Annotated in this window: 21 protein-coding genes; 14 read left to right on the top strand and 7 right to left on the bottom strand. The window is 67.7% G+C overall.

The window, feature by feature from the left end:
* Position 1: 1 nt before the first annotated feature.
* Complete coding sequence (locus AC5LXX_RS09730) at positions 2-1,234, bottom strand: tyrosine-type recombinase/integrase (RefSeq protein ID WP_493409344.1); 1,233 nt, start codon at positions 1,232-1,234, stop codon at positions 2-4.
* A 178-nt stretch (positions 1,235-1,412) separates the two neighbouring features.
* On the opposite strand from AC5LXX_RS09730, the gene AC5LXX_RS09725 reads away from it, so the two are divergent.
* From AC5LXX_RS09725 to AC5LXX_RS09710, 4 genes are all read left to right on the top strand, one after another.
* Complete coding sequence (locus AC5LXX_RS09725; protein WP_493409343.1) at positions 1,413-1,727, top strand: Dabb family protein; 315 nt, start codon at positions 1,413-1,415, stop codon at positions 1,725-1,727.
* Complete coding sequence (locus AC5LXX_RS09720) at positions 1,724-2,203, top strand: PaaI family thioesterase (RefSeq protein ID WP_493409342.1); 480 nt, start codon at positions 1,724-1,726, stop codon at positions 2,201-2,203. Before AC5LXX_RS09725 ends, AC5LXX_RS09720 begins: the two co-directional genes overlap by 4 nt.
* Positions 2,204-2,360: 157 nt before the next feature.
* Positions 2,361-3,320, top strand: a complete 960-nt coding sequence (locus AC5LXX_RS09715; RefSeq protein WP_493411113.1) for an alpha/beta hydrolase — start codon at positions 2,361-2,363, stop codon at positions 3,318-3,320.
* Between the two features lie 41 nt (positions 3,321-3,361).
* Entirely contained in the window at positions 3,362-3,802 is a 441-nt protein-coding gene (locus tag AC5LXX_RS09710) for a GNAT family N-acetyltransferase (protein WP_493409341.1), read from the top strand.
* A 16-nt stretch (positions 3,803-3,818) separates the two neighbouring features.
* Here AC5LXX_RS09710 and AC5LXX_RS09705 read toward each other — a convergent pair whose 3' ends face one another.
* Positions 3,819-4,664, bottom strand: a complete 846-nt coding sequence (locus AC5LXX_RS09705; protein ID WP_493409340.1) for an NRDE family protein — start codon at positions 4,662-4,664, stop codon at positions 3,819-3,821.
* 76 nt (positions 4,665-4,740) lie between these two features.
* Entirely contained in the window at positions 4,741-5,775 is a 1,035-nt protein-coding gene (ygfZ, locus tag AC5LXX_RS09700) for a CAF17-like 4Fe-4S cluster assembly/insertion protein YgfZ (RefSeq protein ID WP_493409339.1), read from the bottom strand.
* Between the two features lie 77 nt (positions 5,776-5,852).
* Here ygfZ and mltG point away from each other — a divergent pair, with 77 nt between their 5' ends.
* The 9 genes from mltG (at position 5,853) to AC5LXX_RS09655 (ending at position 14,485) form a co-directional block, all read left to right on the top strand.
* Positions 5,853-6,872: an endolytic transglycosylase MltG gene (gene mltG, locus AC5LXX_RS09695; RefSeq protein ID WP_493409338.1), complete on the top strand. Its 1,020-nt coding sequence runs from the start codon at positions 5,853-5,855 to the stop codon at positions 6,870-6,872.
* The gene (gene tmk / locus AC5LXX_RS09690) at positions 6,872-7,492 is read left to right on the top strand and encodes a dTMP kinase (RefSeq protein ID WP_322083811.1); all 621 of its coding nucleotides are present in this window, start codon (positions 6,872-6,874) and stop codon (positions 7,490-7,492) included. Before mltG ends, tmk begins: the two co-directional genes overlap by 1 nt.
* A 19-nt stretch (positions 7,493-7,511) precedes the next feature.
* Positions 7,512-8,540 (top strand): DNA polymerase III subunit delta', encoded by a 1,029-nt coding sequence (locus AC5LXX_RS09685; protein ID WP_493409337.1) that lies wholly within the window; start codon positions 7,512-7,514, stop codon positions 8,538-8,540.
* 114 nt (positions 8,541-8,654) lie between these two features.
* The gene (locus AC5LXX_RS09680; RefSeq protein WP_493409336.1) at positions 8,655-9,434 is read left to right on the top strand and encodes a TatD family hydrolase; all 780 of its coding nucleotides are present in this window, start codon (positions 8,655-8,657) and stop codon (positions 9,432-9,434) included.
* A 45-nt stretch (positions 9,435-9,479) separates the two neighbouring features.
* The gene (locus AC5LXX_RS09675) at positions 9,480-10,190 is read left to right on the top strand and encodes an ankyrin repeat domain-containing protein (RefSeq protein ID WP_493409335.1); all 711 of its coding nucleotides are present in this window, start codon (positions 9,480-9,482) and stop codon (positions 10,188-10,190) included.
* A gap of 120 nt (positions 10,191-10,310) precedes the next feature.
* Entirely contained in the window at positions 10,311-10,667 is a 357-nt protein-coding gene (locus tag AC5LXX_RS09670) for a Rap1a/Tai family immunity protein (RefSeq protein WP_006485939.1), read from the top strand.
* 89 nt (positions 10,668-10,756) lie between these two features.
* Entirely contained in the window at positions 10,757-11,929 is a 1,173-nt protein-coding gene (locus AC5LXX_RS09665; protein ID WP_493409334.1) for a mechanosensitive ion channel family protein, read from the top strand.
* Between the two features lie 37 nt (positions 11,930-11,966).
* Positions 11,967-13,142 (top strand): AAA family ATPase, encoded by a 1,176-nt coding sequence (locus AC5LXX_RS09660; protein ID WP_493409333.1) that lies wholly within the window; start codon positions 11,967-11,969, stop codon positions 13,140-13,142.
* Positions 13,143-13,420: 278 nt separating this feature from the next.
* On the top strand, positions 13,421-14,485 hold the full coding sequence (locus AC5LXX_RS09655; protein WP_493409332.1) for a glycosyltransferase family 4 protein: 1,065 nt from the start codon (positions 13,421-13,423) through the stop codon (positions 14,483-14,485).
* Between the two features lie 105 nt (positions 14,486-14,590).
* Here the strand turns inward: AC5LXX_RS09655 and AC5LXX_RS09650 are convergent, their stop codons facing one another.
* The 3 genes from AC5LXX_RS09650 to AC5LXX_RS09640 form a co-directional block, all read right to left on the bottom strand.
* Positions 14,591-15,178, bottom strand: coding sequence for a BPSL1445 family SYLF domain-containing lipoprotein (locus AC5LXX_RS09650; protein ID WP_059233959.1), 588 nt, complete (start codon positions 15,176-15,178; stop codon positions 14,591-14,593).
* Between the two features lie 248 nt (positions 15,179-15,426).
* Positions 15,427-15,876 (bottom strand): hypothetical protein, encoded by a 450-nt coding sequence (locus AC5LXX_RS09645; protein ID WP_493409331.1) that lies wholly within the window; start codon positions 15,874-15,876, stop codon positions 15,427-15,429.
* A gap of 257 nt (positions 15,877-16,133) precedes the next feature.
* Entirely contained in the window at positions 16,134-16,424 is a 291-nt protein-coding gene (locus tag AC5LXX_RS09640; protein WP_034181226.1) for a PsiF family protein, read from the bottom strand.
* A gap of 271 nt (positions 16,425-16,695) precedes the next feature.
* Here AC5LXX_RS09640 and AC5LXX_RS09635 point away from each other — a divergent pair, with 271 nt between their 5' ends.
* Positions 16,696-17,718 (top strand): asparaginase, encoded by a 1,023-nt coding sequence (locus AC5LXX_RS09635; protein ID WP_493409330.1) that lies wholly within the window; start codon positions 16,696-16,698, stop codon positions 17,716-17,718.
* Between the two features lie 92 nt (positions 17,719-17,810).
* On the opposite strand, the gene lysM is transcribed toward AC5LXX_RS09635, so the two are convergent.
* Positions 17,811-18,281, bottom strand: coding sequence for a peptidoglycan-binding protein LysM (lysM, locus tag AC5LXX_RS09630; protein WP_124450352.1), 471 nt, complete (start codon positions 18,279-18,281; stop codon positions 17,811-17,813).
* Between the last annotated feature and the right edge of the window lie 82 nt (positions 18,282-18,363).

Below are 18,363 nucleotides of genomic sequence, written 5' to 3'. Positions count from 1 at the left end.
ATCATCGGTCATTGATGGATGCGCTTGCAATACCCCCGTGTTGGCGTGCCTCTTCCTCGACGTCGGCGAGCCAGTCCGCCCATGCTTGCATCATCTCCCGCCGCTCCGGCAAATACTTGGCGTGGTTGTATGTCGAGCGAGTCCTGTCCTTATCTTTGTGTGACAACTGCATTTCGACCACTTCGTCCTTCCATCCCATTTCATGGAGGTTGGTCGACGCAGTTGCTCGAAAGTCATGACCTGTTATCGGTTCGGGGTTGTCCGGTACCAGGTAGTCGATTGCCCGATTGATCGTAGCGCGACTCATGTGTGGACGCGTTCGATTGCTATGGAGAATCGGGAGGATGTACCCGCGATTTCCATACATGTCCTGCAGCTCGCGCAGCAATCCTAGCGCTTGCTTGGGAAGGGGAACGATGTGCAGGCGTCGTGATTTGATTTTTTCGGGGGGTACCTTCCATTCGGCGGTTCCCAGGTCGATTTCTTCCCATCGCGCCCGGCAAAGCTCGATCGTTCTCGGAAACAGCATCATCAGCAATCGAATCGCAATCGCGGTTCGTCTGCTCTTGTAGGTTGGAAGCTGGCGAAAGAGCCTCTTCAGTTCTTCACGGCTCAACGCCCGAGCATTCTCGGTCGGCGGCTTCAGGACCGAGCCACGTAGCACCGATGCGGGATCTGTATCGGCTCGCAGTGTGATCACTGCATACTGGAACACGTTGGACACATACTGGCGCAGTTTGATCGCTACGGAAGGGGAGCCGCGCTCTTCGACCCGACGCATCAAAGCAAGCACGTCATGGGCGGTAACAGAGCGCATGGGGCGGTTCCCGATGAACGGGTACGCATCGGCTTCGAGCATGCGCAGAATCTCGCCAAAGTGCCGCTCGGTCCAAGTCTTCCTCTTCTTCTCAAGCCACTCGTCGCTGACGGCGCGAAAAGTTGCTTTGCCTTCGTCGATACGCGCCGATAGCACTTCCTGTCGCGCATGCGACGGGTGCAGTCCCTTCTTGACGAGTTCGCGGGCATCGTCACGCGCCGCGCGTGCGTCTTGAAGGCTGATAGTTGGATATTCACCGATCGCAAAGAGATTCTCCTTCCCGGCAATTCGGTACTTGTATCGCCAGAGCTTGGAGCCGGACGGCTTTACCAACAGATGCAGTCCATTGCCGTCGGTAAGTTTGGTAGGCTTGTCGCTTGCCTTCGCTTGTCGGATCTTGATGTCGGTAAGTGGCACGGTGAAAAAGGGGGTATCGTCTCTGATTGATCGAAATGATACCCCCTTTTATACCCCCTTTTTTCTCGGCTGGGCACGATTTCCGGCGAACATAAGCGAACGATGGAAGGGCGCGAAACGCCCAACCGGTAAGGGTTTAAGCGAAATTCACGAACCAACACGAACTGGAGCAACCGAAGTGATCAGACATATCGTCATGTGGAAGTTGAAGGAATCGGCCGAAGGCGCGACGCGCGCACAGAACGCGCTGAAGCTGAAGGAAAAGCTCGAAGGCTGCCGCGACCTCGTGCCGGGCACCTTGCAGATCGACGTCGGCGTGGCGACGCCGGGCCTCGATGCGACCGCCGACATCGTGCTCGTGTCCGATTTCGCGGACAAGGCCGCGCTCGACGCGTACCAGGTGCACCCGGTCCACCAGGAAGTGAAGAAATTCGTCGTCGCGGTGGCTGAATCGCGCGAATGCGTCGACTACCTCGTCGACACCGCACGATGAGCGACGCGGCAACGCCGACGGACGGCCCGTCGATCGAAAGTCCGTTCGTCGACATGCTCGGCGTGCAGCTCGTGTCCGCGAAGGACGGGGCGAGCGAGATCGTGCTGTCGCTCGAGGAGCGTCACATGAACACGTGGAGCATCGCGCACGGCGGCGTGACGATGACGCTCGCGGACATCGCGCTCGCGATGGCGGCGCGCAGCCTGACCGACGACGGTATCGGCGTCGTCACGGTCGAGATGAAGGTGAACTTCATGCAGCCGGGGCGCGGCGAGCTGCGCGCTTACGGGCGCGTGATGCATCGCTCGACGACGATGGCCTACTGCGAAGGCGAAGTGCGCGACAGCGACGGCAACCTCGTCGCGAAGGCGCTCGGCACGTTCAAGTACATGCGGCGGCTCGCGGTGGGCCGCGACATCAAGCGGCAACGCTCGCGCACGGCGCCGGACGCCCAGCCCGGTCCGAGCGACGCGTAGGCACCTGCACGCACGGCCCTGTCTCCGTAATGAGGCGGGGCCGCTTCATTTTGCGGCACGGGATTCCGGTACATCGCGCGCCACGCCTGCCCGGCGCGGGCGTGGCATCATGTGACGCTTGTCCGCTCACGGCGCCGCACAGGCGCTGTCTTCACCGATGCCGCTGAATCCGAAGATCGCCCAGGTGCTCGACATGATCGAGCGCGCGAAACGTCCGTCCTATCACCACCAGACGGCGCAGCAGGCGCGTGCCGCGTACGAGAAAAGCGCGCCGATCCTCGACGTCGCACCGGCGGCGATGCATTCGGTCGAGGCATGCGTCGTGCCGACGCGCGACGGCCGCACGATCGGTGCGCGGCTGTACCTGCCCGTCGAGCCGAGCCTCGCGGAGCCGCTGCCCGCGCTCGTCTACTATCACGGCGGCGGCTTCACGGTCGGCAGCGTCGACACGCACGATGCGCTGTGCCGGATGTTCGCGCGCGATGCGCGGTGCGCGGTGCTGTCGGTCGATTACCGGCTTGCGCCCGAACACCGGTTCCCGACCGCGGTGAACGACGCCGACGACGCGTTGCAGTGGCTGCATCGCGAGGCCGCCACGTTCGGCATCGACGCTGCACGCCTGGCAGTCGGCGGCGACAGCGCGGGCGGCACGCTCGCCACCGTCTGCGCGGTGCTCGCGCGCGACGCGGGGATTCGCCTGGCATTGCAGCTGCTGATCTACCCGGGCGTGACGGGCCACCAGGACACCGAATCGCATGCACGGCTCGCGAACGGCTACCTGCTGACGCAGGACACGATCCAGTGGTTCTTCACGCAATACGTGCGCGATCGGGCGGATCGCGACGACTGGCGCTTCGCGCCGCTCGACGGCACGCGCGGCGCGCCGTCGTTCGCGGGCGTCGCGCCGGCTTGGATCGCGACGGCCGAATACGATCCGCTGAGCGACGAGGGTGCCGCGTACGCGGACAAGTTGCGCGCGGCCGGCAACGCGGTCACGCTGGTCTGCTATCCGGGGATGATCCACGAATTCTTCAAGATGGGCGGCTACATCCCCGAGGTGAGGGCCGCCCATGCCGATGCGGTCGCGGCGCTGAAGGCCGCATTCGACGACGTTTGACGGCGGGTGTTTGGCGGCGCACGCGCCGCAAGGGAGCTGCGATGACGGACGGCGTGGTGGAAACGGGCGACTGGACGGTACTGGGCGGCGACGCGGCGCGCATCCGCGATGCGGTGTTCGTGCGCGAGCAGCAGATTCCGCCGGAATTCGAACTCGACGACGACGATCCGCTGTCGCTTCATGCGGTCGCCTACCGGATCGATGCGGCGACGGGCAGGCGCCGGGCGGTCGCGACGGGAAGGCTGCTGCCGTCCGGCACGATCGGCCGTGTCGCGGTGCTGGCCGATGTCCGCGGGCAGGGTGTCGGGTCAGCCGTGTTGAACGCGCTGCTGGATGCCGCGCGGCACCGCGGCGAAACCGCCGTGCGGCTCTATGCGCAGGATTCGGCCGTGGCGTTCTATGTGAGGCACGGCTTCACGGCGGTCGGTGAGCCGTTCGTCGAAGCCGGCGTGCCGCACGTCGAGATGGCGCGCGCGCCGTAGCGCGCGATGCGTGCGTTCAGCGCGGCCGCGTTGCGTCGATGTCGAACGTGAGCGCGCGCTCGAACGAACCCGGACGGACGGTGCGGTGCGAGCCGTCGTCGTCGCAGCGCTCCTTGATCTCGACCGTCAGCCGCACGCCTTCCTTCATCGTGACGCGCAGCGCGGTCGTGCCGCGCGTGCCGTATTCGGGCGTCTCGATGAACGCGGCCGACAGCGCACGTTCGCGCTCGATCGGGATACCGGTATGCGGCAGCGCGTCGTCGTCCGCGACATGCGGGTCGCGCATCAGCGCGATCAGCTCGTCGAGCGACGGGGTCGGATTGTCGGTGAGCAGCGTGCCGAGCTCCGCGCGCTTGCGCACGACTTTCGGCCAGGGCGTATCGAGCCGCGCATTCGACAGCGCATGCACGCCGGGCGTGATCGCGACGGGCGCGGCGACCCTGCTTTCGCCTTCGGGCGCCCGGTTGCAGAACCACGCGAGCTCGCGCCGCCGCCAGTCGCCGACGAGCAGGTTGAAGCCGTTGTACACGGCCGCATGCTCGGCCAGCCGCCCGAGATAGTCGAGCGGCGCGACGGACGGGCCGCCGAGGAAATCGGACACGAGCTTGCCGCGGGTCGGTGCGCCCGCGCGGATGTCGAACGGTGCGCGGTAGTTCGTCAGCGCGGCGAAACGGCCGTCGCGCGAGACGCCGAGCCACGTGCCGCCCGCTTCGAGATCGCGGCCGGCCAGGACGCCCGGCACGTCTTCCCACCACGAGAGCGGCGCGCTGGTCCGGCGAAAGAACTCGTCGCGGTTGGCGGCGAGGGTAAAGAGGGGACCGGCGGCGGCATCAGGCTGCCAGTCGAAGGCAATCAGACACATCGGGCGAATCTCTCGCAGGAAACATCGGGCGCCGGCTGCGACTCGCGAGCCGGCGCCCGAACGGGTTGTCAGTGCATCACGCTTCCGTCGGCCATGCGTACGGCAGCGCGTCGAACGCGAGCACCGGGCCGTCGGCCGAACCGAGGTGCACCGTGCCGCTGTCGAGCGCGGCGAGCTTGATCTCGACGAGCGCATCGACGCCGCCCGAAGGCGCGGCTGCCGCGTTGACGATCATCCCGCACGGCTGGCCGGGATCGTCGCTGTGGAACAACTCGACGCCGGCATGCACGGTATCGGTGTCGCCGGCGACGTGCGCGAGCGCGGTGCGGCGCTTGATCGTGCCGCGGTACTGGCTGCGTGCGACGATTTCCTGGCCCGGGTAGCACCCTTTCCTGAAGTTAACGGCGCCGATCACGTCGAAGTTGACCATCTGCGGCACGAACTGTTCGACGGCCGCCTGCGTGATGCGCGGCTCGCCCGCGCGCACGTCGAGCCAGTCCCACACGGCCGGCGACACGACCGGCAGCGTGCCGGCGAGCGCCGCGAGGCGCGCATCGACTTCCGCGCGCGGGCCGATCCACAGATAGCGCTTGCGGCCGGCCGCGTCGGGCACGCGGATCAGCGCGCCGGCCGGGCCGTCGACCTTCACGTGCACGCCGTCCGGCAGCGCATCGAAGATGCCCGACAGCGCTTCGCGCACGTCGCCCGCAAAGCCGGCCACCGCGAGCGTGTCGCTCGCGTCGGTCAGCTTCGCCTTCGCGCGCAGCACGAACATCGACAGCCGCTTCTGCACGGCCGGCTGCACGTCCTTCGACACGAGCAGGCGCACGCCGTGACCGGCGCGCCACGCGAGGAACGAGCCGAGGAGGCGCCCCTTCGGCGAGCAATAGCCGGACAGCCGCGCGCTCGCGGCATCGAGATGCTCGATGTCGTTGGTCAGCTGGCTGTGCAGGAACGTCGCGGCGTCATCGCCGGCCACGTCGATCACGCCGAACTGCGGCAGCGGCATGCAGGCGCCCGGCGCATCGAATTCGGCGGCGGACGGGCGGGGGAAAACGGGGAGCGAGGCAGTTGCGGCCTGGGCAGCCGGTGAAGCGAACGGTGTGCTCATGGAATGAGGGAACAGTCAACCCTGACTTTGACGAAGGCGAGCAAGTATTATATGGGTCTTACCTGAGTCACGTTTCCATGTCCCTACTGAAGAAATGCGCCGCGACGATCGTGGCGCTGGCCGTCGTTGTGGCCGCTGCCGGCGCGGGCGGCGGGTATTACTGGGCGAACCGGCCGCTGCTGCTGGGCTCGGCATCGCTCGACGTCACGATCAAGCCGCGCAGCACCGTGAAGAGCGTCGCGCAGCAGCTCAAGCGCGGCGGCGTGCCGGTCGAGCCGTTCGGGTTCGTCGCGATGACGCGCGTGCTCGGGCTGTCGAGCCGCCTCAAGTCCGGCAACTACGAATTCAAGACCGGCATCACGCCTTACGAGGTGCTGCAGAAGATCGCGCGCGGCGACGTGAACGAGTACGTCGCGACGGTCATCGAAGGCTGGACCTTCAAGCGGATGCGCGCGGAACTCGATGCGAACCCCGACCTGGCGCACGCGACGGCCGGCATGAGCGACGCCGAGCTGCTGCGCGCGATCGGCGCACCGGACAGCGCCGTGCAGCGCGGCAGCGGGGAGGGGCTGTTCTTCCCCGATACCTACCTGTTCGACAAGGGCACGAGCGACCTGAACATCTACCGGCGCGCGTACCACCTGATGCAGACGCGTCTCGACGAGGCGTGGGCCGCCCGCGTACCGGGGCTGCCGTACAAGTCGCCTTACGAAGCGCTGACGATCGCGTCGATCGTCGAGAAGGAAACGGGCCACGCGGCCGACCGCGCGTTCGTCGCGGCCGTGTTCGCGAACCGGCTGCGCATCGGCATGCCGCTGCAGACCGATCCGTCGGTGATCTACGGGCTCGGCGACGCGTACGATGGCCGCCTGCGCAAGCGCGACCTGCAGGCCGACACTCCTTACAATACCTACACAAGACGCGGCCTGCCGCCGACGCCGATCGCGTTGCCGGGCGTAGCCGCGCTGCAGGCGGCGATCAATCCGGCACCGACGAGCGCGCTCTATTTCGTCGCGAAGGGCGACGGCACGAGCGTGTTCTCGGACACGCTGGGCGATCACAACAAGGCCGTGGACAAGTACATACGAGGTCAATAATGGCGAGCGGTAAATTCATCACGTTCGAAGGCATCGACGGGGCGGGGAAGACCACCCACCTGCAATGGTTCTGCGAACGGCTCCAGGGCAAGCTGGCCGCGGCCGGCCGGCAGGTCGTCGTCACCCGCGAGCCGGGCGGCACGCAGCTCGGCGAGAAACTGCGCGAGATCCTGCTGAACCAGCCTATGGATCTCGAGACGGAAGCGCTGCTGATGTTCGCCGCGCGCCGCGAGCATCTCGCGCTCGTGATCGAGCCGGCGCTCGCGCGCGGCGACTGGGTCGTGTCCGACCGCTTCACCGACGCGACGTTCGCGTACCAGGGCGGCGGCCGCGGGCTGCCGCGCGACAAGCTCGAGACGCTCGAGCGCTGGGTGCAGGGCGGTTTCCAGCCCGACCTCACGGTGCTGTTCGACGTCGCGCCGCACGTCGCGAGCGAACGCCGCGGCGCCGCGCGCATGCCCGACAAGTTCGAAAGCGAGTCGGACGCGTTCTTCTCGCGGACGCGCGTCGAATACCTGCGGCGCGCGGAAGAGGCGCCGCACCGTTTCGCGATCGTCGACGCGACGCAGTCGATTCCCGAGATCCGCCAGCAGCTCGAACGCGTGCTCGCCGCGCTGTAACCCGCAAGGAACGCACCACATGATCTATCCGTGGCAGACCGACGACTGGAACCGCCTGCAGCAACTGCGCGCGCAATGGCCGCACGCGCTGTTGCTGCACGGCCAGGCCGGGATCGGCAAGCTGCAGTTCGCGCAGCATCTCGCCCAGGGCTTCCTGTGCGAAGCGCCGCAGCCGAACGGCGAGCCGTGTGGCACCTGTGCGGCCTGCACGTGGTTTTCGCAGGGCAACCATCCGGACTACCGGATCGTGCTGCCCGAGGCGCTGGCCGGCGAAGCGCCGGGCGCCGCGGACGACGCGAAGCCGGCCGATGCGGACGAAGGCGGCAAGAAGACGCGTGCACCGAGCAAGGAAATCAAGATCGAGCAGGTGCGTGCGCTGCTCGACTTCTGCGGGGTCGGCTCGCATCGCGGCGGCGCGCGCGTCGTCGTGCTGTATCCGGCCGAGGCGCTCAACGTCGCCGCGTCGAATGCATTGCTGAAAACGCTGGAGGAGCCGCCGTCCGGCGTCGTGTTCCTGCTCGTGTCGGCACGCATCGACCGCCTGCTGCCGACGATCATCAGCCGCTGCCGGCAGTGGCCGATGACGGTACCGGCGCCCGGCGCGGCCGAGGCATGGCTCGCGGCGCAGGGCGTCGACCACGCGAGCGCGCTGCTCGCCGAAGCCGGCGGCGCGCCGCTCGCCGCGCTGGCGCTCGCGAGCGACGAGAACCGCCCGCTGCGCGACTACACGCTCGGGCAGCTCGCGGCCGGTGCGCAATGCGATCCGTTCGCGTGCGGGGAGACGCTGCAGAAGCTGCCGGTGCCGCTGGTGCTCGGCTGGCTGCAGCGCTGGCTGTACGATCTGCTCGCGCAGCGGATGGCGGGCGCGCCGCGCTACTTCCCGACGCACGCGGCGGCGCTCGTGCGCTGCGCGGAGTCGGTTGACGCGAACGCGTTCGCCCGCTTCATGAAAGCCGTGACGCGGCAGCGGACGGTCGAGAACCATCCGCTCAACGCGCGGCTCGTATTCGAGGAATTGTTTCTCGGATATCGGGAAATGTTCGCGTGATCCGCCATTGCTTCCCGTGGATTGTGAAACGGTGAACGGATCACGCGGCGATGCGGCCCGCTGCCGCCTGCCGGCGAGCGCTTGAGCGCGCGTCTTACGTATTCAGGAAACACGATGTTCGTCGACTCTCACTGCCACATCAATTTCAAGGGCCTGGCCGACCGCCTGCCGGCCGTTCTCGAGAACATGCGCGAGCATGACGTCACGCACGCGCTGTGCGTGTCCGTCGATTTCGAGACGCTGCCCGACGTGCTCGCGATCGCCGAAGCGCACGACAACGTCTACGCGTCGGTCGGCGTGCATCCCGATCACGAGGACGCGCGCGAGCCGACGCTCGCGGAGCTCGTCGAGCTGGCCGCGCACCCGAAGGTCGTCGCGATCGGCGAAACGGGCCTCGACTACTACCGCCTCGAAGGCCGCTCGATCGACGACATGGAGTGGCAGCGCGAGCGCTTTCGCACGCACATTCGCGCGGCGACCGCGACGATGAAGCCGCTGATCGTCCATACGCGCTCGTCGTCGGAAGACACGCTGCGGATCATGGCCGAGGAGCGCGCGGACGTGCCGGGCGGCGTGATGCACTGCTTCACCGAGCCGTGGCCGGTCGCCGAGCAGGCGCTCGCACAGAACTTCCATATCTCGCTGTCGGGCATCGTCACGTTCAAGAACGCGACCGACGTGCAGGACGTCGCGCGACGCGTGCCGCTCGAGCGGCTGCTGATCGAGACCGACTCGCCGTACCTCGCGCCGGTGCCGTATCGCGGCAAGCCGAATGAACCTGCGTACGTCAGCCATGTCGGACGCTTTATCGCATCCGAACGCGGTGTCGCCGTCGAGGCGCTCGCCGATGCGACGACGCAGAACTTTTTCCGGCTGTTCAAGATCGCCCGCTAACGACGGGCGCGCAGCCGACACAACCCAGGGAAGGAGCCCACAACAATGACGAAGCCGACCAATCATCTGCCCAAACGCGCACTCGCCGCCGCCGTGCTGGTCGCGAGCGGCCTGTTCGCCGCTGCCGGCGCACACGCCGAGTCGCTCGACGCGATCGTCAAGGCCGTCAAGTTCGACGACATCGCCGACATCGGCAAGCAGCTCAAGAGCGGCAAGCTCGACCCGAACACGCTCGCGCCGAACGGCGATCCGATCCTGGTGATCGCCGCGCGAGAGAAGTCGGACAAGGTCGCGGCCGCGATCGCGACGACGCCGAACGTCGACCTCGAGAAGGAGGACAAGGCCGGCGAGAACGCGCTGATGCTCGCGTCGCTGAACGGCGACGTCGACCTCGCGAAGCTGCTGATCGACAAGGGCGCGGAAGTCAGCAAGAAGGGCTGGGCGCCGCTGCACTACGCGGCGACCAACGGCCAGGACGCGGTCGTCAAGCTGCTGCTCGACCACGACGCCTATATCGATACCGCGTCGCCGAACGGCACGACGCCGCTGATGATGGCCGCGCGCGGCAACCATGCGTCGACGGTCACGCTGCTGCTCGACCAGGGCGCCGATCCGCAGGTGAAGAACCAGCTCGGCATCACCGCGCTCGAGTTCGCGAAGCACTACAACGCGCCGGACGCGATCGGGATCCTGAGCAAGCGGACGACGCGCATCGGTGCAGCGACGCCGGCAGATGCGCAAAAGAGTGCAAAATGACGGTTTTCGGTGCGGCGCACGGTGCGCCCGCCCGGCCGGGCTCCGGCCGGAGCAGGGAGCCTGGCGCCGCGCTGGCCAAGGCAGCAGGCGGTCTCGGGCCGCATTGACATAAGGAACACCATGTTGCGCGCAATGTTTTGTGCCGCGGCGTTTGCCGTGCCGTTGTCGGCGGCGGCTTTCACGGGCGCGGATCTCGACCGGCTGTGCGCGAAGACGGACGTCAAGTCGCGGGCGTCGTGCGCGGCCTATATCGAAGGCGCCGCCGACGGCGTCTACAACACGATCGACGCGATCGGCGGCACCACGGGGCCGCGTGTCGGCCAGTATTTCTGCCTGCCGCCCGACATCCGGGCGCAGCAGATGACCGACGCGGTGCGCAAGTACATCGCGGAAAATCCGAAGCTCGCCGACTACAACGCGAGCACCGCGGTGTCGCTCGGTCTCGGCAAGGCGTTTCCGTGCAGGAGCGGCAACTGACCTGACGCCGTGTCCGGCCGCGTGCGCGGCCCGGACGTCGCCGACGCATCCAGGACGAGGCGCGTTCGCCTCATCACCCAAGGGCGACGATGATTTCAATCGAGGAACTGCAGCGCATCGCCGATGCGCCGCTGCATTCGTGGCTCGGCACGCTGGCCGTGTCGGTCATCGTCGTACTGGTCGTCACGATCGTGCACCGTCTCGGCGCACGCATCGTCAAGCGCATCGCGCAGCCGTATCCGCTGATGAGCGCGATCCTGCGCTACATCGACAAGCCGTCGCTCGTCGTACTCGCGCTGCTGGCGCTCGAATTCCTGTGGGTCCAGGCGGACGACGGCATGTCGTTCGTGGGCGGCATGCGCACCGCGGCCGCGGTCGGCTCGATCGTGTCGCTCACGTGGCTGCTGGTGCGGCTCGCGGCCGGCGTCGGCGACGCGATCATCCAGGCCCATCCGATCGATACGGCCGACAATCTCCAGGCGCGACGCATCCATACGCAGGCCAAGGTGCTCGTGCGGACCGTGATGGTGCTGATCGTGATCATCGGCACCGGCGCCGCGCTGATGACGTTCCCGAACGTGCGCCAGGTGGGCGCGAGCCTGCTGGCGTCGGCCGGTGTCGCGGGGCTGGTTGCCGGTATCGCCGCGCGGCCGGTGCTCGGCAACCTGATCGCCGGGCTGCAGATCGCGCTCACGCAGCCGATCCGGCTCGACGACGTGGTCGTGATCCAGGGCGAGTGGGGGCGCATCGAGGAAATCACCGGGTCGTTCGTGTCGGTGCGGCTGTGGGACCAGCGGCGCCTCGTCGTGCCGCTGCAATGGATCATCGAGAACCCGTTCACGAACTGGACGCGCAGCAGCTCGGAGATCATCGGCTCCGTCTACCTGTCGGTCGACTACCGCACGCCGCTCGCGCCGCTGCGCGAGGAGCTCGCGCGGCTCGTCCATGCGGCGCCCGAGTGGGACGGCCGCGTGCAGGTGCTGCAGGTGACCGACGCGACCGAGCGCACGATGCAGTTGCGTGCGCTCGTCAGTGCGGCCGATTCGTCGTCGTGCTGGGATCTGCGCTGCCGCGTGCGCGAAGGGTTGATCGCGTACCTGCAGGACCGCTATCCGCAATGCCTGCCGCGCAGCCGGATGGAGCTGTATCCGCACGAATCGGCGCCGGACGCGCCGAATCCCGAACGGCCGCACGCGCGGGCGCCAGCCGCCAGCACCGCGGCCAACACCGCAGCCGATCCGCAGGCCGTCGAAGGCCGCTGAACGCGGCCCGGTGCCCGTCCTTCCCCTCTCCGTTCCCATGACCGCGCTGAAGACGCTCGCCATCGCCAATTACCGCTCGCTGCGCGAGCTGATCGTGCCGCTCGCGGCGCTCAACGTCGTCACGGGGCCGAACGGCAGCGGCAAGTCGAGCGTGTATCGCGCGCTGCGCCTGCTCGCCGACACCGCGCAGGGCCGCGTGATCCCGTCGCTCGCCCGCGAAGGCGGGTTGCCGTCGACGCTGTGGGCCGGCCCCGAACGCTTCTCGCGCGCGATGCTGGTCGGCGATGCGCCGGTCACCGGCACGGTGCGCAAGGGCCCCGTGAGCCTGAAGCTCGGCTTCGCGTGCGACGATTTCGGCTATTCGATCGATCTCGGCCTGCCGGTCCCGAGCGGTTCGCAGTTCGCGCTCGACCCGGTGGTCAAGCGCGAATGCATCTGGGGCGGCGCGCTGCTGCGCCCGTCGACGCTGCTGGTCGACCGGCAGGGCGCGCAGATCCGCGCACGCACGGCGTCGGGCGACTGGCAGACGATTCCGCAGCCGGTCGCGAGCTTCGACAGCATGATGACCGAGTTCGCCGATCCGACCGGCGCACCCGAGATGATCGCGGTGCGCGAGCGGATCCGCTCGTGGCGCTTCTACGACCATTTCCGGACCGACGCGCAGGCGCCGGCGCGGCAGTCGCACATCGGCACCCATACGCCGGTGCTCGCGGACGACGGCGCCGACCTGGCCGCCGCGCTGCAGACGATCCGCGAAATCGGCGACGCGGTGGCACTCGATGCGGCGATCGACGACGCGTTTCCCGGCGCGTCGGTCGAGATCGACAACCCGGGCGGCCGTGGCCGCTTCGACGTGCTGATGCGCCAGCCGGGGCTGCTGCGGCCGCTGGCGGCGGCTGAGCTGTCCGACGGCACGCTGCGCTACCTGCTGCTCGCGGCCGCGCTGCTGACGCCGCGGCCGCCCGCGCTGATGGTGCTGAACGAACCGGAGACGAGCCTGCATCCCGATCTGCTGCCGGCGCTCGGCCGCCTGATCGCGCAGGCGGCGCAGCGTTCGCAGGTGCTCGTCGTGTCGCACGCGGCGCGTCTCATCGCGACGCTCGAGCGCGAGGCCGGCTGCGAATCGCTGGTGCTCGACAAGCAGCTCGGCGCGACCACGCTCGTCGATGCCGACACGCGCGACCTGCCGGCCTGGAAGTGGCCGTCGCGTTGACGCGCCGGGCAGCACGTGCGTCCGCCTGCATGGTTAAAGGGGGCGGATCGGCCCGGCCGCGCCCGATGCGAGGCGCCCGGCCCGGCGAACGGAATGTATCCTGCCTGTAACAACGCCCATAAAATGCAAGACGGGCGGTTCCGGGCACCGGGATCGCGAATAATGACGGGATATCCGGCCGGCGCCTTGCCGGCCAGCGCTGCATGGGGAGGGGGCGCGCCATGGCGCAAGCGCCCGCCGGCCGTGCCGCGAGGGACAGGACACAGGAGACGTGGACCATGAGAATTGCGCAGATCGCCCCGCTGACCGAATCCGTGCCGCCGAAGCTGTACGGCGGCACCGAGCGCGTCGTGTCCTACATCACCGAGGCGCTCGTCGAGCTCGGCCATGACGTGACGCTGTTCGCGAGCGGCGACTCGACGACGCGGGCGAAGCTCGAGCCCGTCTGGCCGCGCGCACTGCGGCTCGATTCGTCCATCCGCGACCGCGTCGCCCCGCACATGCTGCTGATGGAGACGGTCGCGCGCCGCGCGAAGGATTTCGACGTGCTCCATTTCCACATGGACTACTACTCGTTCTCGGTCTTCAACCGGCAGGAGACGCCGTACGTGACGACGCTGCACGGCCGGCTCGACCTGCCCGAGCAGCAGCCGGTGTTCGACACGTTCAACACGGCGCCGGTGATCTCGATTTCGAACTCGCAGCGCCAGCCGCTGCCGCAGGCGAAATGGCTGACGACCGTCTATCACGGGCTGCCCGACACGCTGTACATGCCGCAACCCGTCGAGCCGCGCTATCTGGCGTTCCTCGGCCGCATCTCGCCGGAGAAGCGCGTCGACACCGCGATCCGCATCGCGCGCCAGTGCGGGCTGCCGATCCGGATCGCCGCGAAGATCGACGCGGCCGACCAGGAGTACTTCGACCGCGAGATCAAGCCGCTCTTCGCGCTGCCGCACGTCGAATACATCGGCGAGATCGCCGATCACCAGAAGGCAGCGTTCCTGTCGGGCGCGCATGCGCTGCTGTTTCCGATCGACTGGCCGGAGCCGTTCGGCCTGGTGATGATCGAGGCGATGTCGTGCGGCACGCCGGTGATCGCGTTCAATCGCGGCGCGGTGCCCGAAGTGGTGGACGAGGGCGTGTCGGGATTCATCGTCGAGGATGAAATCAGCGCGGTCGCTGCCGTGAACCGGCTGCACCTGCTGCCGCGTGCGCGCGTGCGGCAGCGCTTCGAGGAGCGCTTCACGTCGCGCCGGATGGCGCAGCAGTACGTCGACGTCTACCAGTCGGTGATCCGTGCGCAGAAGCGCTCGCGCTTCAAGGTGATCGACTCGACGACCTGAACGCCCTGACGCAGCACGCGGACGGATAAAAAAACGGCGATGTCCGCAAGGACATCGCCGTTTGCGCATGGCCCGCGCGCGGCGCGCACGGGTGGTGCGTCAGCGTCAGATCTTGAGCTTCGTGACCTTCGTGCCGTTGATCGACACGTCGCCCATCAGGCCTGCGTTCGTCAGCACGACGACCTGGACCGGCGCGGTGGCCGTGGTCGTGTCGACCGCGCCGTTCGCGCCCATCTTCACGAGCGCGACCGATGCGCCGGCGCCGGCTGCCCAGCCGTCCGAGCCGCGGAATTCGTCGAGCGCTTCCTGCGTCATGAACAGGAACACGATCGCCTTCGACTGCGCACCGGCCTGCAGGCCGACCGACAGCGACGACGTGTTGTAGTAGCCGACCGTGCTGCCGCCGACGCGCAGTGCGCCGTTGCCGGACTGGCCGCCGACGATGAAGCCGGCCTGGATCACTTCCGGGAACACCAGCACACCGCGCGACTTCGCGACGAGTTCGCGTGAACCCTTGACCGTGGAGTACATGCGCGACAGCGTGGCGTCGACGCTCGCGTCGATCGACTGACGCTTCGACGCGTTGGTCGCGGCGTTGTCCGGCTTGTCCGGAGTGGTGGTGCAACCGGTGAGCGCGAGGCTACCGACGATGAGCGCCGCGGCGGCTTTCAGCACAAGATTCCGTTTTTGCATCGTTCTTCTCCATCGGATGATGTTCGGAGTGAGTCTCGCTCAGGGAGCGGATCACGTCGGCAGTTATATCACAGCGGATTACAGCCTCTTTTCGTCGGCACGTGAAAAAGCGTCAAATCGCTCGGGGATGTCGCGGCGCGCCAACGGACGAAGCGGCGCCGGCGCGTGGGGCGCGCCCGCGCGCGGTCGGTGCGCGGGGCGCTTGACGATCGATCGGGCGGGCGGGCGGTAGGCGTCGGCGGTGCACGTCAGTGCGTGACCGGCGGGATGGGCGGCTTGATCGGCGGGCGGCGCAGCGCGCGACGGATCAGCGCGATCACGACGCCGCACGCGAACAGGAACACGGCCGGGACGACCCAGTAGCCGACGAACGCGTGCCACAGATAGCCGGCGAGCGTATTGCGGCGCACCACGTATTCGTCGCGGGCCGCCTGCTGGCGCGGTGCGTTGGCGGCGAGCACGTCGGCCGGGCAGCCGGCCGCGCGTGCCTCGTCAGGATCCCCGTGGCACTTCGCGGCCGCACCGGCGGCCTGCTGCGCGTCGGTGAGCTGCCAGGTGGTCAGCGCGAGCTGCAGGTCCGCCTTGTTGTAGGCCATTTCCTCGCGGATCTCGCGGACGGCGACGATCGCGACGGGCACGGCCCAGAACACGATCACGATCAGCCAGCGGCGGAACCAGCGGTGTTGTCTCCATGCCATCCAGGCCTCCGTTTGACGCGCGTGCGCGTCCGTCTCGAGGGCGGCCCGATGGCGCTTCTTGGTCTTGGATGGGCCGCGTTGCAGCCATCATAGAAGAAAACGCGGCGAATTGCCGCACCATGTGGCGGCGGGCCGGAAAAGCGGGGCGGGAAGGGGGAAATCAGGCGGGAAACGCGTATGTCGATGCGCGTGCAACGAAAACGAAAATGCCGCGCCCGCCGAAGCGGTGCGCGGCATTCGTACGGGAGCGCCGGAACTCAGGCGGCCGGCTGACTGCTCAGGCAGCTCTTCATGAACGCCTTGCGGTCGTCGCCCTTCTTGCCGGTGGCCTGCGTGTTGCACGCCTTCATCTTTTCCTGCTGCGTCATCGCCTTCGCGGGCTTCGCCGACAGGCAGTCCTTCATGAACGCCTTGCGTTCGTCGCCCGTCTTGCCGGCTGCCTGGGTGTTGCAGGCCTTCATCTTGTCCTGCTGGCTGTTCGCCGCGAATGCGGGGGAAGCCAGCATGCCGCCGAGAAGCACTGCGGCTACGAGCGATTGGATTTTCATTTCGACACTCCCATGGGGTGAATTGCGTGTTATCGACGCCGTCACGAAGCACGTCGCGCTGCGGATAGGGTCGCATCGCACCGTGCGTTCCGATTATGGCAAATCAATGTGAAAACACCAAAACGGCACTTTCTATAACGTTGCGGACGCCACAGCCGTTGACGGCGCGCGCGACCGGACGATCGGGACAAACCATGACGCGCGGCCACCGGCACCGGCCGCTGCGCCGGAACCTGCCGGAACCCGGCCGCGAGCCATTACAATCGCGGCCATGAATACACCGAACTCCGCATCATCTTCATCCGCGGCGGCGCTGCCGCGCATTGCCGTGCTCGCCACCGGCGGCACGATCGCCGGTGCCGCGCCCGACGCGGCCAGCACGGCCGGCTACCAGGCCGGCGCGCTCGGCGTCAGTTTCCTGGTCGACGCGGTGCCGGCGCTCGCGTCGGTCGCGCGCATCGACGCCGAACAGATCGCCAGCATCGACAGCAAGGATCTCGCGCTGCCGCTGTGGAACACGCTTGCCGCGCGTATCGACGCGCTGATGGCCGATCCGGCGATCGACGGCATCGTGATCACGCACGGCACCGACACGCTCGAGGAAACCGCGTACGCGCTGCATCTGGTCGTGACAGGCGACAAGCCGGTCGTGCTGACGGCCGCGATGCGGCCGGCGACCGCGCTGTCGTCCGACGGCCCGCTGAACCTGCTGAACGCGGTGACGGTGGCCGGCCATCCAGACGCGCGCGGGCAGGGCGTGCTGGTTGCGTTCAACAACCGGATCCACGGCGCGCGCGACATCGTGAAGACGAGCACCTATGCGGTCGACGCGTTCCAGTCGCCGGAACTCGGCGCGCTCGGCTGGGTACAGGACGGACGCGTCGAATTCGCGCGCCGCGCCACGCGTTCGCGCGACACGCAACTGGCGATCGCCGCGGCCTGGCCGCCCGTCGAAGTGGTCACGAGCTATGCGGGCGTGACGCGCACGGCCGTCGACGCGCTGGTTGCCGCCGGCGTGCGCGGCCTCGTCGTCGCGGGCACCGGCAACGGGTCGATCCACGCGACGCTGCAGGCGGCGCTCGTCGATGCGGCAAACGCGGGCGTGGCGGTGGTCCGTGCGTCGCGCGTCGGGTCGGGGCATGTGATGCGCAACGGCGCCGCGAACGACGATGCGCTCGGTTTCGTCAGCGCAGGCTCGCTGAATCCGTTCAAGGCACGCGTGCTGCTGATGCTCGCGCTCGCGAACGGCATTCACGATCGCGACGCGCTGCAGCGCGCATTCGATACGCTGTAGCCGATCCGCACCGATCGGGCGGCGCGCGGCGCCCAATGAAAAAGGCAGGCCATATCGGCCTGCCTTTTTTGCGTCGGTCGGAGCGGAAATGCTCAGGACTGCGGCGGAATCACGAGCTTCTGGCCCGGATAGATCCGGTCCGGGCTCGACAGCATCGGCTTGTTCGCTTCGAAGATCACCGGATACTTGTTCGCGTCGCCGTAGACTTCCTTGGCGATCGCCGACAGCGTATCGCCCGATTTCACGTCGTGATACTGCACTTCCGGATCGTCCGGCTGCAGATCGTCGTCGTTGACGCCCGCGACGCCCTGCACGTTGCCGGCCGCGACCTTGACCTTCGCCTTCGTGTCGAGGTCGGCGACGCTGCCCGACAGCGTGACGGTGCGCGACGCGCCGTCGAACGCGACGGTCAGGTTCGACGTGTCGAGACCTTGCGAGTTGATGTAATTCTTGATTGCATCGGCCGCGGTCTGGTTCGCGGCATTCGGATCTTCCGCCGCTTGCGCGTCGGCATGACCCAGCAGTTTTTCACCCGCCTCTTTGATAAACGAAAGAAGACCCATCGCTGCACTCCCTAGGTGGTTGAAAAGAAAACGCGCCGTGAAGTGGCGAAAAAAACACCGCGCTGGGCGCGATCACCGACAG

This window comes from Burkholderia torrens (assembly GCF_984668525.1).
This window is presented reverse-complemented; position numbering and strand designations above follow the sequence as displayed.